The organism is Caballeronia sp. A2-2 (assembly GCF_057612605.2).
Window position 1 is genome coordinate 1095143 of the sequence record NZ_CM172587.1, and the last position, 15645, is coordinate 1110787.

The window sequence follows — 15645 nt, forward strand, 5'->3', positions numbered from 1 at the left end:
AATGGCAACCGAAGTGCAAACAACGCATACGCATGACGCGCCGCTCGTCGGCGTGCTGATGGGTTCCAGTTCCGACTGGGATGTGATGAAAAACGCCGTGGCGATGCTCCAGGAATTCGGCGTGCCGTACGAAGCGAAAGTGGTTTCGGCGCATCGCATGCCGGACGAGATGTTCGCCTATGCCGAAAGCGCGCGCGAACGCGGTCTGCGCGCGATCATCGCGGGGGCGGGCGGCGCGGCGCATCTGCCGGGCATGCTGGCGGCAAAAACCACGGTGCCGGTGCTCGGCGTGCCGGTGGCGAGCAAGTATCTAAAGGGCGTCGATTCGCTGCATTCGATCGTGCAGATGCCCAAGGGCGTGCCGGTCGCGACCTTCGCCATCGGCGAGGCGGGCGCGGCGAACGCGGCGTTGTTCGCGGTATCGATCCTGAGCGTGACGGATGCGAAGTTCGCCGACGCGCTCGCCGCTTTTCGCGTGAAGCAGAATCAGGCGGCGCGCGACATGGAATTGCCGCCGCTTTGATGTGCTCATTGCGCGAACGCCTGGCCAACGTAACGCCATGCAACGCAACTCAGCCCCACGATCAGCCACGATGAACCCACATAAATCTCCGATCTCTCCCATCCTGCCGGGCGCATGGCTCGGCATGGTCGGCGGCGGCCAGCTCGGCCGCATGTTCTGCTTCGCCGCGCAATCGATGGGCTATCGCGTCGCCGTGCTCGATCCCGACGAGACGAGCCCGGCGGGCGCGGTGGCCGATCGTCATATCCGCGCCGCCTACGACGACAAGACCGCGCTGACCGAACTCGGCCGTTTGTGCGCGGCGGTATCGACGGAATTCGAGAACGTGCCCGCCGCGAGCCTCGAATTTCTCGCGTCGTGCACGTTCGTGAGCCCGGCGGCGAGTTGCGTGGCGATCGCGCAGGATCGCGTGGCAGAGAAGCGGTTCATCGCGGAATCGGGCGTGCCGGTCGCGCCGCATGTGGTGATCGAATCGTCGGCGGCGCTCGATGCGCTCGACGACGCGAAACTCGCTGCGGTGCTGCCGGGCATCCTCAAGACCGCGCGGCTGGGCTACGACGGCAAGGGGCAGGTGAGCGTGCGTAATGCGCAGGAAGTGCGCACGGCGTATGCATCGTTGTCGGGCGTGCCGTGCGTGCTGGAAAAGCGCATGCCGCTGAAGTACGAGGTGTCCGTGCTGATCGCGCGCGGCTGCGATGGCAAGTCCGCAGTCTTTCCGCTTGCGCAGAATTCGCATGTCGGCGGCATTCTGGCGAAAACCGTCGTGCCCGCGCCCGACGCGCCGGATGCGCTCGTCGCGCAGGCGCAGGACGGCGCGCTCACCATCGCCGCGAAGCTGGGTTATGTGGGCGTGCTGTGCGTCGAGTTTTTCGTGCTGGAAGATGGCTCGTTGATCGCCAACGAAATGGCGCCACGTCCGCACAATTCCGGCCATTACACGGTCGATGCCTGCGCCACCAGCCAGTTCGAACAGCAAGTCCGCGCGATGACCGGCATGCCGCTCGGCGACACGCGCCAGCATTCGCCCGCCGCCATGTTGAATCTGCTCGGCGATATCTGGTTCGCGGGCAAGGAAACGCGCGCGCCCGCGTGGACCGAAGTCGCGGCGATGCCCGCGGCGCGCTTGCATCTGTATGGCAAGGAGGAGGCGCGTCCGGGCCGCAAGATGGGGCATATCAATTTCACGGCGGCGACGCTCGAAGAAGCGCGCACCGCCGCGCGTGACTGTGCGCGCATGTTGCATATCGCGCTTGACTGAGCAATTTCGAAGTACGCAATGACACTTCATACCCCGAGCGCCGCGCAGATCGAAGAAGCGGCGGCGCTGCTCGATGCCGGCGAACTCGTCGCTTTTCCGACGGAAACCGTTTATGGACTGGGCGGCGATGCCGAGAACCCGGATGCCATCGCGCGTATTTATGCGGCGAAGGGCAGGCCGGCGAATCATCCGGTGATTGTGCATCTCGCGCCGGAAGCCGATCCGGGCTATTGGGTGCGCGCGTTGCCCGACGATGCGCGCAAGCTCATCGAAGCGTTCTGGCCGGGGCCGCTGACGCTGATTTTGAAGCGTGCGGCGCATATTCCGGCGGCGGTGAGCGGCGGGCAGGATTCGGTGGGCGTTCGGTGTCCTTCGCATCCGGTGGCGCAGGCGTTGTTGTCGGCGTTTCATCGGCGGCGTGTTGGGACGGGGAAGCAGGGCGGCGTGGCGGGGCCATCGGCGAATCGCTTTGGTCACGTGAGTCCGACGACGGCGCAGCATGTTCGCGATGAATTCGGCAGCGGGGTGCATGTCGTCGATGGCGGGGCGGCGGAGGTGGGCATCGAATCGACCATTCTGGATTTGTCGCGCGGATTTCCGGCGTTGTTGCGGCCGGGGCATGTGAGCCCGCAGCAGATCGCGGATGTGATCGGCATGGCCCCGCGTCTGCCCGATGGCACGGATGCGACCGCGCCGCGTGCTTCCGGGACGCTGAAGGCGCATTACGCGCCGCGTACTCCGCTATTGTTGATGCCGTTTGCGGCGTTGGAGCCGTTGATCGCGGGGCATGATCGGGCTAGTGGGAGGAAGGTTGCGTTGGTGGCTCGGGCGTCGAGTGCGGGGGAGTGGGCGCATGCAGCGCATGTGCATTTCGTGGCGGCGCCTGAGGATGCGCAGGGGTATGCGAAGGCGCTTTATGGGTTGTTGAGGGCGCTGGATCGGGCGAATGTGGAGAGGATCTTGGTGGAGAAGCTGCCGGAGACGGTGGAGTGGGCAGCGGTGAATGATCGGTTGGGGAGGGCGGCGGCGGCGTTTGGGGAGGGGTGAGTTTTTGGGGTGCTTTGCTGGAGATGGGTTTTGGGGATTTGGCTTTGGGATCATGTGGTTATGATCGAGGGGTTCCTCCGCGTACGCGGAGATAGACCTGGATCCCTGAGCAGGGGAAAAAGCTGTTCCTTCGGTTCCTCCGCGTACGCGGAGATAGACCTTCGCGACGCTGACGCTTCCGCTCACAGGCTGCGGTTCCTCCGCGTACGCGGAGATAGACCGTACCGCGTAGGGGCTATCGAGAAATGCCAGAAGGTTCCTCCGCGTACGCGGAGATAGACCCGCTGCATGGTGGACACATGGGAAGCCTGGGAGGGTTCCTCCGCGTACGCGGAGATAGACCCTCGATAGCCGGCTCAAGACACGTGACCATGCGGGTTCCTCCGCGTACGCGGAGATAGACCATAAACGCTGGCGAGATCAGCTTCGACGGCAGTGGTTCCTCCGCGTACGCGGAGATAGACCGTTTGACTGCGTGCTGAAAAACGTTGGAGACTGGGTTCCTCCGCGTACGCGGAGATAGACCCAGAGGATCGAGCAGTGCAGCGACGTTCGACTTGGTTCCTCCGCGTACGCGGAGATAGACCGGACTTGCATCATCCTTACATGACGTTCTACGGGGTTCCTCCGCGTACGCGGAGATAGACCGGCGAAGCCATCGAGATCGCCGGATTCGAACGCGGTTCCTCCGCGTACGCGGAGATAGACCCTCACGCCGGGGCGGATGTGACATGGCGATCCAGGTTCCTCCGCGTACGCGGAGATAGACCGCGAAATGAGATCAGCGAGGACCAGGCACAGAAGGTTCCTCCGCGTACGCGGAGATAGACCTTCCGGAAATTGCCCGGTCCTTTGGAGTTTTTCGGTTCCTCCGCGTACGCGGAGATAGACCCGATGACCGAGGAAGAAATTGCTGCCGCAAAGGGGTTCCTCCGCGTACGCGGAGATAGACCGGTCTGAACTCGTCGATCGTGATGGCGAATCCCGGTTCCTCCGCGTACGCGGAGATAGACCGATCGAGGAGGCGGGTGACCCGTTCGCCAGCAGGGTTCCTCCGCGTACGCGGAGATAGACCCGCCGGCACCGACGACATCGGGACAGTCGATCGGGTTCCTCCGCGTACGCGGAGATAGACCTAGGTGTGCCCTTCAGGCGCGGATACGTAGTTTCGGTTCCTCCGCGTACGCGGAGATAGACCCTTAGGTATGGATAGCGGCGTGAGATGAGCGACGGTTCCTCCGCGTACGCGGAGATAGACCCGGACGTTTGGCTTTGTCGTCCCGTCGGTAAAGGGTTCCTCCGCGTACGCGGAGATAGACCTCAGACGAACGTGTCTACACATTTGATCTGTCGGGTTCCTCCGCGTACGCGGAGATAGACCACAATGATGCTCCTCATCATCAACTGGATCATGGGTTCCTCCGCGTACGCGGAGATAGACCTTTCCTCGCATCGATGCCGCGCTCGACCTCCCAGGTTCCTCCGCGTACGCGGAGATAGACCTCGACACATCGAAGAACAAAACGCTTTAAAATCGGTTCCTCCGCGTACGCGGAGATAGACCCGCCTTCTGCGCGAGTGCAACCTGAGCATGCACGGTTCCTCCACGTACGCGGAGATAGGCCCTAGGAGACCTTACAAAAATGGCCGAACCCAGCGGTTCCTCCGCGTACGCGGAGATAGACCGTGGAAGGCTCGCCCTTCAAGCGAAATGCGGTTGGTTCCTCCGTGCACGCGGAGATAGACCTTGGGACGTAGCCGAGAAGGTCTGCCGCGCCAAGGTTCCTCCGCGTACGCGGAGATAGACCCCGACCGCGCGCCGGTTTTCTGATGGTGCAATGGGTTCCTCCGCGTACGCGGAGATGGATCCGTCGACAAAGATGCCGTGCTGCATGGATCGCCAGTACCTCGATAGGCGTGGAGTTAAGCGCCGCACCCCCCCACCCCATCAAACACAAGCATGAGCACGCTCAACCTTCGGCGCGCCCTTCGACCGTGCGATCCAAAGGTCATACGCCATCTGTTGTGCGAGCCAAAGATCTGCGCGGCCGCCATTTTCAACGCCAAGCCAGCCCTCTATCCGAAGCGCCATCTCGGGGGAGATTCCAGCGTGCCCGTGCAGCACACGAGACAGCGCAACCCGAGTAACGCCGAGCTGATCCGCAGCTTGGGTCACGGTGAGGCCGAGTGCGGGAAGGATGTCGTCTCGAAGCATTTCGCCGGGGTGGGGAGGATTGAACTGAACCATTTGTGAACCTTGCTTCTAGTGATAGTCCTGATAATCGACCAAGATTGCGTCGCCGTCCTCGAACATGAACGTCATTCGCCAGTTTCCATTCACACTTACGGCGTAGTGGCCAGCTAGCGGCCCTTCCAGGCCGTGAAACTTCCAACCGGGCACGTTCATATCGCGCGGAGACTGAGCAGCATCGAGTCGAGCCAGTTGACGCGCCAGCTTTGATGCATGGTCGGGTCTGATACCCGTCTTACGACCGCTGAGGAAAAATGCTTCGAGTCCCTTGTGTCGCCATGATCTGATCATGGGGCTCCACACTACCTAAAAAATTGATCATTTCCATCACCTTGCAAAGACGGCCTATTCGGATGGGCCAATCCGATCGTCGATCTGTGTATAGCTACACTATACGAAAATGACGTGATAGGCAATTCCTCGGCACGCGGAGATGGGCCCGACCGGACGTTACGCGTCGCGAATTTCAGGATGTATGCGGGGATTCCCTTAAGACAAATGCATTGCCGCTAAGCAGCAAATCAAAACCCGGAGAAAACAAAAAAAGCCGCCCAAACTCAGGCGGCTTCGAAGTCCCAAACTACAAAAAAACTACTTCCCCAACCCCGACTTCGCCACCGTCTGCTCCGCCGTCTGCGCATAAAGCGCATGCAGATGCGTCGTCGGATGCACGGTATCCGCGTACATATACGACTGATCCGCGCCCGCGACCGTCAGCGTTTGCGGCGAACAGAAAAGCGAGGTCGCAAAATCCTGCGGATCCGGCTCGCCGAACTTCGCCGCCGCCGCCGCCATCGCCTGCAAATTACAAGCCGTCCCCGTATTCGAAACCGCGAACCCAAACGACTGAAAATTCGCCGTGATATTCGCCAGCGCGGGCACGATATCCAGATAAATCACCTTCGACATCAACCCGCTCTGCGTCAGCGCCGCCGACAAAGCCTGATTGAACCCGAGCGACGCCTGCGACAGCAGCGCCTTCGTCGTCGCGGGACTCATCATGCCCTGCGGCGTCGTGCCGATGTCCGGCACATCCGACACCAGCACATGCGTCGCGCCGCTCTGTACGACCTTGCCGATGACGCCCGCCAGATCGATCGCCGCCTGCCCGATGGCCGCGCTCGCCGCAGCCGGCGTCATCGCGCCAGCGGCGACGGCCTGCAGGTTATAGAGGATGTCGTTCGCGCCACCGTTGATGATGACCAACTGCCCCGAGTTGAAGCTCCCGTGCGCCGACAAATAGTTCGTGACCTGCTGCACCACCGGCACCGTCAGCGCGCCCGTGAAGTTGGCAGGGTCCGTCGTCGCATGGCCGATACCGACCGGATTGGTCACGCGCGAGCCGCCCTGCGCATAGCCCAGACCGGATTGCGTCTGCGGCGCGACGCCGAAGCCGCCGGTCATCGCGGGCGTGAGCGTATCGCCGTAATACTGCGCGACGTTCTGCACCCACACTTGTCCGGGATTCGTCGTGAAGCGCCCGCCGCCGAAGTTCGCGGCAGCCACCGGCGCATACGTGCCGACATCGGAAAGACTGTCGCCGAAGGACACGATTTGCAGTTTCACTCCGCCTTGCGGCGTCGAGTTGTCATCGCCTCCGCCGCCGCAGGCAGCGAGCAGGGCGAACGCAGCGCTCGCCACGGCAATACGGGAATAGCGCAGGGCGCGTGTTGAAAGTGACGTCTTCATGGACCTCGTCTCCGTTGCTCGGTGTTTTCTAGTTTGTACGCGGCCGTCCCGTCGATGTCATGCGCTTATCGATCGATGCAGGGTGTCCGCTGCATCGCATTGTGCCGGATGCACGCGCGATGTCGAGACGCGCGGACCCTTCCATCGACGCGGGACGCGCCGTGCACGACAGCGTACACGGCGCGTCCGCCTTATCGGACGGGACTTCGTAGAAGAAAGCTTCGGTCGGACGAGCGCGGGCGCGGGTTTCGCTGGATTGCCGCGAATGCCTAGTCGTGCTTGAGATTCACGCGCGGCGCGTTATTCGGCTTCTGCCGTGTTGCGGGCGCCTTCGTAGACCCATTCGAGCAACGCATCGTGCGCGGCGCGGGCCGCTTCCGCACGCGGATCGTTGATGAAGCTCACCACCACGTAACTCTCGCCGTTCGCCGCGCCGACATAACCCGCAATCGCGCGGACATCGCGCAAGGTGCCGGTCTTGATGTGCGCATTGCCGAGCGCAGCCGCGTTGGTCAGGCGGTTGCGCATGGTGCCATCGACACCGGCAATCGGCAGCGATTCAACGTAGACCTGTGCCACCGGGCTGGAGTTGGCCGCGACCAGCAAATCGGCGAGCGAGGTCGCGCTGATGGTTTCATCGCGCGAAAGACCCGAGCCGTTGTCGAGCACGAGGCCGTTCATCGGCAAGGCGCTGCGGGAGAGGAACGCGCGAATGGCGGCGGACGATTTCGCGGTCGTCGCGGGCGGTTTGGAAACCGTCGCGCCGATGGTCAGAAACAAGTTGCGCGCCATCACGTTGTTGCTGAACTTGTTGATGTCGCGCACGACATCCGAGAGCACCGGGCTGCGATGCGTGCCCACCAGCCGGGCGGATGAAGGCGTCGGGCCTTCGCGCGTCGCGCCCTGAAACGTGCCGCCCGCCTGCTTCCACAACGCGAGAAAACCGCCCGCGAAGAAGGTCGAGTGATCGAGGGCGGCGACGTTGATGGTGCGCGAACCGCAGCGCAACGGATAGTCGCCGACGAACGACGCCTGCACGAAGCCGCCCTGCGTCTGCGCCACGCTCGGCGACGCCGCCTGCAACGAGCCGGTGCACGCGCCGCGCGTCACGCGCAGTTCGTTGTCGATCTGCAATTGCGCGAGTTGCGGCAAGACATCGATGGCGACTTGCCCGTCCGAACTCGGCGTGAGTGTGAAGGAGAGCGACTTGAACGCGTACAGCAGCGGATCGGGGCCGACGTTGTACGGCGCGCTTTGATCCTCGTCGAAGGCGGGAAGATCGCGCGTGGAGGCATCGAAATAACGCTTGTCGAGCACGATCGCGCCGTCGATGCCGGTGATGCCGCTCTTGCGAATCTGATCGACGAGATCGATGAGTTCTTCCGGCACGAGCTTCGGGTCGCCCGTGCCCTGAATGTAGAGATTGCCGTGCAGCACGCCTTGCGCGTCGGGCTCGCCGTCGGCGTAGGCGGTCGTTTTCCAGCGATAGTCGGGGCCGAGCAGCGACAGGCCTGCATAGGTCGTGACGAGCTTCATCGTGGAGGCGGGCAGCATCGGCTCGTTCGCGTTGATCGACACGAGCGGCACCGGTGCGCCGATACGTTGCACGACCACGCTCATCGACGAAAGCGGTACGTGCGCCTTAGCTAGCGCCGCCATGACCGTTGCGGGCAGCGGCCCGGCAGGCACACGCGCCTTCGCGACGCGCGTGGTCTTTTCCGCTTTGGCGGCGCGTTTGGTTTTGCCGAATGCTGCCCGCGCGGGCGCGTGGCCTTGCGCATCCGCTTTCGAACCGCCGCCGCCGCGCGCGTGAACGGCATCGACATGAACGAAAGTGGCGCACGCGATCAGCGCGGAAAGCGCGAAAGACGACGCGCGCAAGGAGACGAACCGGAGGACGGGCAAGGCAAGCGGCATGGGCAAGCGTTTGTTGAGAGCGTGATTGTCGAGGCTGCGCCGTATGACACCGCATCGGCGACGGGGCTATTGTAGACAAGCCGGCTTGCGATAGTCGTACGAATGAAAGTACGCGATGCCATTAAGTCCGGTTTAAGCCCTGCAAAGATAGAATTGCGACGCGGCTCGAAAGCCGCAGGTCCACTTACACGATACGAAGATGCCATGCGAATCCTGCTAGTCGAAGATGATCGGATGATCGCCGAAGGCGTGCGCAAGGCATTGCGCGCGGATGGCTTCGCGGTCGACTGGGTGCAGGACGGCGAAGCGGCGCTGACGGCCGTGAGCGGCGAGTCCTACGATCTCATGCTGCTCGATCTCGGTTTGCCGCGTCGCGATGGCCTCGACGTGCTGAAGACGCTGCGAGCGCGCGCGAACGCCTTGCCCGTGCTCGTCGTCACCGCGCGCGATGCGATCGCCGACCGCGTGAAAGGCCTCGATGCCGGCGCGGACGATTATCTCGTCAAGCCCTTCGATCTCGATGAACTCGGCGCACGCATGCGCGCGCTCATCCGCCGTCACGCCGGACGCGGCGAATCGCTGGTGCGTCACGGCGAACTGACGCTCGATCCGGTGCATCATCAGGTGACGCTCGCGGGCGCACCCGTGGCGCTTTCCGCACGCGAGTTCGCATTGCTCGAAGCGCTCATGGCGCGGCCCGGCGCGGTGCTTTCCAAAAGCCAGCTCGAAGAAAAAATCTACGGCTGGGGCGAGGAAATCGGCAGCAACACGGTGGAGGTGTATATCCATTCGTTGCGCAAGAAACTCGGCGCAGAACTCATCCGCAACGTGCGCGGCCTCGGCTACATGGTCGCGAAGGACGCCTGATGCGGTCGATCCGCCGGCAACTGGTCATCTGGCTGCTCGCGCTGGTGATATTCGGCGTGGGTATCGCGGGCTGGCTGATTTACCGGCAGGCGCTCGCGGAAGCCAACGAACTCTTCGATTACCAGTTGCAGCAGATCGCGTCCGCGTTGCCATCGGAGCCGTTTTCGTCGGTGCTCAGTTCGCGCAGTGAGAGCGATGAAGGCGTCGTCATTCAAATCTGGAACCGCAATGGCGCGCTGATGTACTTCTCGCATCCGCGTGTGCCGCTGGCGCCGCACGCGGAACTCGGCTTTTCCACCGAGTCCACGCCGCGTGGCGAATGGCGCGTGTATAGCGCCATCGTCGGGGATAACGTCGTGCAGCTTGCGCAGCCGCTTTCCATCCGCAACCGGGTGGCGGCGGGCGTCGCGTGGCGCACGTTGTGGCCGCTCGTGCTGTTGCTGCCGTTGCTCGGCGCGGCTATCTGGGTGATCGTCGGTCGTGGGCTTGCGCCGTTGCAGCGCATGACGCGCGCGCTCGACACGCGTCATCCCGATGCGCTCGATCCCTTGCCCGATCGTCGTCTGCCGCAGGAAGTGCGGCCCGTGGTGCGGGCGTTGAATGCGCTGCTGGCGCGTCTTGCCACCGCGCTCGACACGCAAAAAGCCTTCGTCGCCGATGCCGCGCACGAGTTGCGCACGCCGCTTGCCGCCGTGCAGATTCAGGCGCAGCTCGTCGCGCGCGCATCGGACGATGAAACGCGTCGCGAGGCGCTTGCGGACTTGCAGGAAGGTATCGGGCGCGCGACGCGGCTGGCGGAGCAGTTGTTGGCGCTCGCGCGTTCGGAGCCGGATAGCAAGGTGACGAAGACGCAGGTCGATCTGCGCGCGTTGCTGGATGATTCCGTGCGCGCTTATGTGCTGGTCGCTCAGACGCGCGGTGTCGATCTCGGCATCGAGGCGAGCGAGCCTGCGACCGTGACCGGCGATGCGGATTCGCTGCGCGTGCTGTTCAACAATCTCATCGACAACGCGATCAAATACACGCCGCGCGGCGGGCGCGTGGACGTCGGCTTAAAAGTACAAGATGGAAGGCCGACCGTCGAAATCTCCGATACCGGACCGGGCATTCCGGCAGAAGAACGAGAACGCGTATTCGACAGGTTTTATCGCGTCGGCGAAAGCGTGGATCGGGCGAGAACGGATATCGCGGGAAGCGGACTTGGACTTGCGATTGTCCGGCGCATTGCGGACCAGCATTCGGCTTCCGTGGAACTCGCGCAATCGCGCGCGGGCGGTTTGAGCGTGATTACGCGATTCTAAGCATTACGTTCCGCGTGCGCGGACTAATACCTCATTAATTCGCGATGAATCGCTGAATTACGCATTTGCATTGCCTTCCGTTTTCGGCAATTCGTCGATCGCTTTTACCCCTATCTCATAAAAATACAGATTCGATTTGTGAAATTTCCGCGCGTCATACGACAGAAATTTACATTCGATGCCCCGCTGGTAAAGGCTTCCGCCAATCTGAATAAGACACGTCTTAAATATTTCTAGTCAACGCCTCCCGAATCTATCGGAATATGCCCATGGGTTAAACGCGGGATGCCGGTTAAATTTCGTCTCGGCCCTTAGGAATCTGTCTTAACGATTTGAGAGGTAGCTGTCTGGTTTTAAGACGACAGCATGCATTACTTCCCGGCCCACATGATTTTGATCGCGATGCGAAATAGCCGTTAATCGAGCGTTTCTGACAAGCGGATGAATCGAAATCTTTCTAAATTTTCTCCGAGTTGAAAGCTCAAGGTTTAGCATGAATAACGTTTATCGCATCGTCTGGAATTCCGCTGTTGCTCAATGGGTTGTCGCTTCCGAGCTTTCGAAGGGCCGCACGAAGAAATCGGTCAAAAGCATTCTTGCCGCGATCTCCGCAGTCCTGATCTGCGGCTTCGCCCAGACGGCGATGGCCGGTGAGGTCGTCAACTGTAATCAGCCGACGAACACGTCCGGCGGCGCGTGGGGCTCGGACAACGCGGGCTGGGTCGGTGGAACCTACAACACGAACGGTTCCGAAATGGACTGCCGCAAGGGTAGCGGCGTGATTCTCAGCGGCGCGACGAACTATAAGGGCACCGGCCTCACGGGTACGGGCGCCTGGCTGGCCGTCGGTTCGACCAACTATCAGGATGGCGGCTCGATCTCGTTGTACGCTCCGAGCGGCATCACCCTCACGGGTCCGACCACGATGGTCGGCACCCTGTCGATGAGCGGCAACAAGATTTCCGACGTTGCCGCCGGTGTCGCCGGTACCGACGCTGCGAATATGTCGCAGTTGAACGCGCTTCAGGCTCAGATCAATAACGCCAATCTCGTGCAGCAGGCGGCGCCCGGCGCGGACCTGACGGTCGGTGCGGCCACGGACGGCGCGGCGGTGAGTTTCGCCAACAACAGTGGCGCGACCCGCACTCTGTCGAACGTGACGGCTGGCGTGGCTGATACGGATGCGGTGAACATGTCGCAGTTGAACGCGACCAATGCTGTCGTCGCGAACAACACCAATTCGATTAGCAATCTGTCGACCTCGGTCAGCACCTTGTCGACGACGGTTGACGGCAACACGACGTCGATCAATAACCTGTCGACGTCGGTCGCGGGCAATACGAACTCGATCAGCAACTTGTCGACATCGGTCACGAATTTGTCGACGACGGTTGACGGCAACACGACGTCGATCAATAACCTGTCGACGTCGGTCGCGGGCAATACGAACTCGATCAGCAATCTGTCGACCTCGGTCACGAACTTGTCGACGACGGTTGACGGCAACACGACTTCGATCAACAACTTGTCGACGTCGGTCGCAGGCAATACGAACTCGATCAGCAATCTGTCGACCTCGGTCACGAATTTGTCGACGACGGTCGACGGCAACACGACTTCGATCAACAACTTGTCGACGTCAGTCGCAGGCAACACAAGCTCGATCAACAACCTGTCGACGTCTGTCAATTCGATCACCAATCAAATCAACAATGGCGAAATCGGCCTGGTGAAACAAGCGGCTTCTGGCGCGGATCTGACGGTCGGCGCGGGCACGAACGGCGCGGCGGTGAGCTTCGCCAACAACAGTGGCGCGACCCGCACGCTGTCGAAGGTAACGGCCGGCGTCGCCGACACCGATGCCGTGAACATGTCGCAGTTGAACGCGACCAACGCTGCCGTCGCCAACAACACGAACTCGATCAGCAACCTGTCGACGTCGGTTTCTGCGAATACGACCTCGATCAACAACCTGTCGACTTCGGTCACGAGTCTCTCGACCACGGTCGAAGGCAACACGACGTCGATCAGCAACTTGTCGACGACGGTCGCCGGCAACACGAACTCGATCAACAACCTGTCGACGTCGGTGAACAACCTGTCGACGACGGTTGACGGCAATACGACGTCGATCAACAACCTGTCGACTTCGGTCAACAACATGTCAACGTCGTTCACCAGCTTGTCGACCACGGTCGAAGGCAACACGACCTCGATCAACAACCTCTCGACGTCGGTCGCGAACAACACGAACTCGATCAGCAACCTGGCGACCACAGTCGAAGGCAACACGACCTCGATCAACAACCTCTCGACGTCAGTCGCGAACAACACGAACTCGATCAGCAACTTGTCGACCACGGTCGAAGGCAACACGACTTCGATCAACAACCTGTCAACGTCACTCGCCGACAACACGACTTCGATCAACAACCTGTCAACCACCGTCGAAGGCAACACGACGTCGATCTCCAACTTGTCCACCTCGGTCAGCAACATCACGACCCAGATCAACAACGGTGAACTCGGCCTCGCGACACAGGACGCCGCCACGCGCAACATCAACATCGCGACGAACAGCGACGGCACGATGGTCAACTTCGCAGGCACGTCAGGCGCGCGCATCCTGAACGGCGTGGCCGCAGGCGAAGTCTCCGCCACGAGCCTGCACGCAGTGAACGGCTCGCAACTGCACGCGGTGGCAAGTTCGACGGCAACCGCGCTGGGCGGCGGTTCCACGGTGAACGCCGACGGCTCGATCACGGCACCGGCGTACATCGCGAAGAACACGTCGGATATCGCGGGCAACACGACGGCCATCACTAACCTGACCGCCGACATCAACAACATCAACAACGGCACGACGGGTCTGGTTCAGCAAGCTGGCGCCGGCGCGGATCTGACGGTCGGCAAGGGCGCCGACGGCACGGCCGTGGACTTCGCCAACGTGAGCGGCAACACGCGTAAGTTGAAGAGTGTGACGGCAGGCGACCTGACGGCGAGCAGCACGGACGGCGTGAACGGTTCGCAGCTTTACGCGACGAACCTGAACGTGACGAAGAACGCCACGGATATCGCGGGCAACACGACGGCCATCACTAACCTGACCGCCGACATCAACAACATCAACAACGGCACGACGGGTCTGGTTCAGCAAGCTGGCGCCGGCGCGGATCTGACGGTCGGCAAGGGCGCCGACGGTACGGCCGTGGACTTCGCCAACGTAAGTGGCAACACGCGTAAGTTGAAGAGTGTGACGGCAGGCGACCTGACGGCGACCAGCACGGACGGCGTGAACGGTTCGCAGCTTTACGCGACGAACCTGAACGTGACGAAGAACGCCACGGATATCGCCAACAACACGACGGCAATCAGCGACATCAACAATCAGATCAACAACGGCACGGTCGGTCTGGTGCAGCAAGACCCGACGACGCACGACATCACGGTCGCGAAGGACACCGACGGTACGACGGTCGACTTCACCGGCAAGCAAGGTGCACGCGTTCTGGACGGCGTGGCGGCAGGCGCGGTGAACGGCACGAGCCTGCAGGCAGTGAACGGCTCGCAGCTCTACGCGCTGGCCAACTCGACGGCTGACGCGCTCGGCGGCGGTTCGACGGTGAACAGCGACGGCTCCATCACGGCGCCGACGTACAACCGTGGCGCGCCTCGGGAATCTCATGAAAATATCTTTGATTTACGGCGCGCTGATCGCGTCGCTGGTGAGCGCGCAGGCGTTCGCGAGCGTCGGCAGCGATGCCCAGGCACTCATGCCTGCCGCGCAACACGTCGCCGATCCGTATCAGCGCGGCGCGGCCGAAGGCTGGCTCGAAGTCGCCGAACGTCAGGACAGCCACGTAATCGTGTCGTCCGTCTATAACGACGCGGCTGCGCGTTCCCTCAACAACGCGCGTCATTTCATCGACGGCAGCGTGCCGTTCCAGCCGATCTACGGCCAGAAGCAGTGGCCGCAGCAGACGCGTCCGCAGTGGGTGCAGGCGCTGCAGCAAATCGATGCCACCAACCAGCGCGCGGCCAAATCGCCGTGCCATAGCGAGGATGCGGGACGTCTCTCCGCACTGACCGACGAAGCCTGGAAAGAGCAGGAAGAGTCCCACGGAACCCGCTGGGTTCACGGCTGGGACGCGATCGAGCGCGCGCAAAAGCTCGCGCAGAAAGTCAGCGGCGATCTCGACAAGTGCGTGGCTCCCGCAACGCCGGCGGTGGTGACACCGGCGGTGGTCGCGCCGACGGTGCTCGACAAGCCGGTCACGCTCGCCACCGACGCGCTGTTCGGCTTCGATAGCGCCGTCCTCACGCCGGAAGGCGAGCGCATGGCCGAATCGATCGCGAAAGGACTGCGCGAGTCGGGTTCGAAGGTGAACGTGGTGCGCATCGACGGTTATACCGATCGATTCGGCTCTGCCGCGCACAATCGCAAGCTGTCGCTGCAACGCGCACAGACGGTCGAAAAAGCGCTGCGGGAGCGTGGCGTCGTCGCGGGCCGCTTCGATGTTGCGGGTCGCGGCGCGGCCGATCCGGTCAAGTCCTGCCCCGGCAACAAGGCGACGCCGGATGTCGTCCAATGCCTCGCACCGAACCGCCGGGTAACGATCTCCGCGAAGTAAGCGGACTGTAGGGGCGATGGCAGTCGAATCGCTCTGAAACCGAAGCAGAAGTACCGATGGCGCGCCTCAATGGCGCGCCATTTTTTTTTGCATCAGCCGATGTCGCGATGATTCGCCGCCCGACTCATCCAGCTTTAAGAAAGGATTAAGCGACGCCCCGT

General features: G+C 62.1%; 11 protein-coding genes and 1 CRISPR repeat array. Of the genes, 7 read left to right on the top strand and 4 right to left on the bottom strand.

Translation table 11 applies throughout. The features are described 5' to 3' along the window. The first annotated feature begins 1 nt into the window (after position 1). From purE to ACZCWR_RS05255, 3 genes are all read left to right on the top strand, one after another. The gene (purE, locus tag ACZCWR_RS05245; RefSeq protein ID WP_487302658.1) at positions 2-523 is read left to right on the top strand and encodes a 5-(carboxyamino)imidazole ribonucleotide mutase; all 522 of its coding nucleotides are present in this window, start codon (positions 2-4) and stop codon (positions 521-523) included. A gap of 70 nt (positions 524-593) precedes the next feature. Further along, positions 594-1781: a 5-(carboxyamino)imidazole ribonucleotide synthase gene (locus ACZCWR_RS05250; RefSeq protein ID WP_487302659.1), complete on the top strand. Its 1188-nt coding sequence runs from the start codon at positions 594-596 to the stop codon at positions 1779-1781. Between the two features lie 18 nt (positions 1782-1799). After that, complete coding sequence (locus ACZCWR_RS05255; protein WP_487302660.1) at positions 1800-2828, top strand: L-threonylcarbamoyladenylate synthase; 1029 nt, start codon at positions 1800-1802, stop codon at positions 2826-2828. A 70-nt stretch (positions 2829-2898) separates the two neighbouring features. Then, positions 2899-4697: a CRISPR direct-repeat array (repeat unit 28 nt; unit sequence GGTTCCTCCGCGTACGCGGAGATAGACC). Positions 4698-4776: 79 nt separating this feature from the next. Here ACZCWR_RS05255 and ACZCWR_RS05260 read toward each other — a convergent pair. The 4 genes from ACZCWR_RS05260 to dacB all read right to left on the bottom strand — a co-directional run bounded on the left by ACZCWR_RS05260 (position 4777) and on the right by dacB (position 8685). Beyond that, complete coding sequence (locus ACZCWR_RS05260; protein ID WP_487302661.1) at positions 4777-5076, bottom strand: HigA family addiction module antitoxin; 300 nt, start codon at positions 5074-5076, stop codon at positions 4777-4779. A gap of 15 nt (positions 5077-5091) precedes the next feature. Beyond that, positions 5092-5370 carry a type II toxin-antitoxin system RelE/ParE family toxin gene (locus ACZCWR_RS05265; RefSeq protein ID WP_487302662.1) on the bottom strand — a complete coding sequence of 93 codons (279 nt, stop codon included), beginning with the start codon at positions 5368-5370 and terminating at the stop codon, positions 5092-5094. Positions 5371-5670: 300 nt separating this feature from the next. Continuing rightward, on the bottom strand, positions 5671-6768 hold the full coding sequence (locus tag ACZCWR_RS05270) for an SGNH/GDSL hydrolase family protein (protein ID WP_487302663.1): 1098 nt from the start codon (positions 6766-6768) through the stop codon (positions 5671-5673). A 300-nt stretch (positions 6769-7068) separates the two neighbouring features. Then, positions 7069-8685, bottom strand: coding sequence for a D-alanyl-D-alanine carboxypeptidase/D-alanyl-D-alanine endopeptidase (dacB, locus tag ACZCWR_RS05275; RefSeq protein WP_487302664.1), 1617 nt, complete (start codon positions 8683-8685; stop codon positions 7069-7071). A 204-nt stretch (positions 8686-8889) separates the two neighbouring features. On the opposite strand from dacB, the gene ACZCWR_RS05280 reads away from it, so the two are divergent. From ACZCWR_RS05280 to ACZCWR_RS05295, 4 genes are all read left to right on the top strand, one after another. Continuing rightward, positions 8890-9552 carry a response regulator gene (locus ACZCWR_RS05280; protein ID WP_487302665.1) on the top strand — a complete coding sequence of 221 codons (663 nt, stop codon included), beginning with the start codon at positions 8890-8892 and terminating at the stop codon, positions 9550-9552. Then, on the top strand, positions 9552-10853 hold the full coding sequence (locus tag ACZCWR_RS05285) for a sensor histidine kinase (protein WP_487302666.1): 1302 nt from the start codon (positions 9552-9554) through the stop codon (positions 10851-10853). Before ACZCWR_RS05280 ends, ACZCWR_RS05285 begins: the two co-directional genes overlap by 1 nt. Before the next feature lie 493 nt (positions 10854-11346). Further along, the gene (locus ACZCWR_RS05290) at positions 11347-14736 is read left to right on the top strand and encodes an ESPR-type extended signal peptide-containing protein (RefSeq protein ID WP_487302667.1); all 3390 of its coding nucleotides are present in this window, start codon (positions 11347-11349) and stop codon (positions 14734-14736) included. Then, positions 14627-15484, top strand: coding sequence for an OmpA family protein (locus ACZCWR_RS05295; protein WP_487303257.1), 858 nt, complete (start codon positions 14627-14629; stop codon positions 15482-15484). Before ACZCWR_RS05290 ends, ACZCWR_RS05295 begins: the two co-directional genes overlap by 110 nt. The last annotated feature ends 161 nt before the right edge of the window (positions 15485-15645 follow it).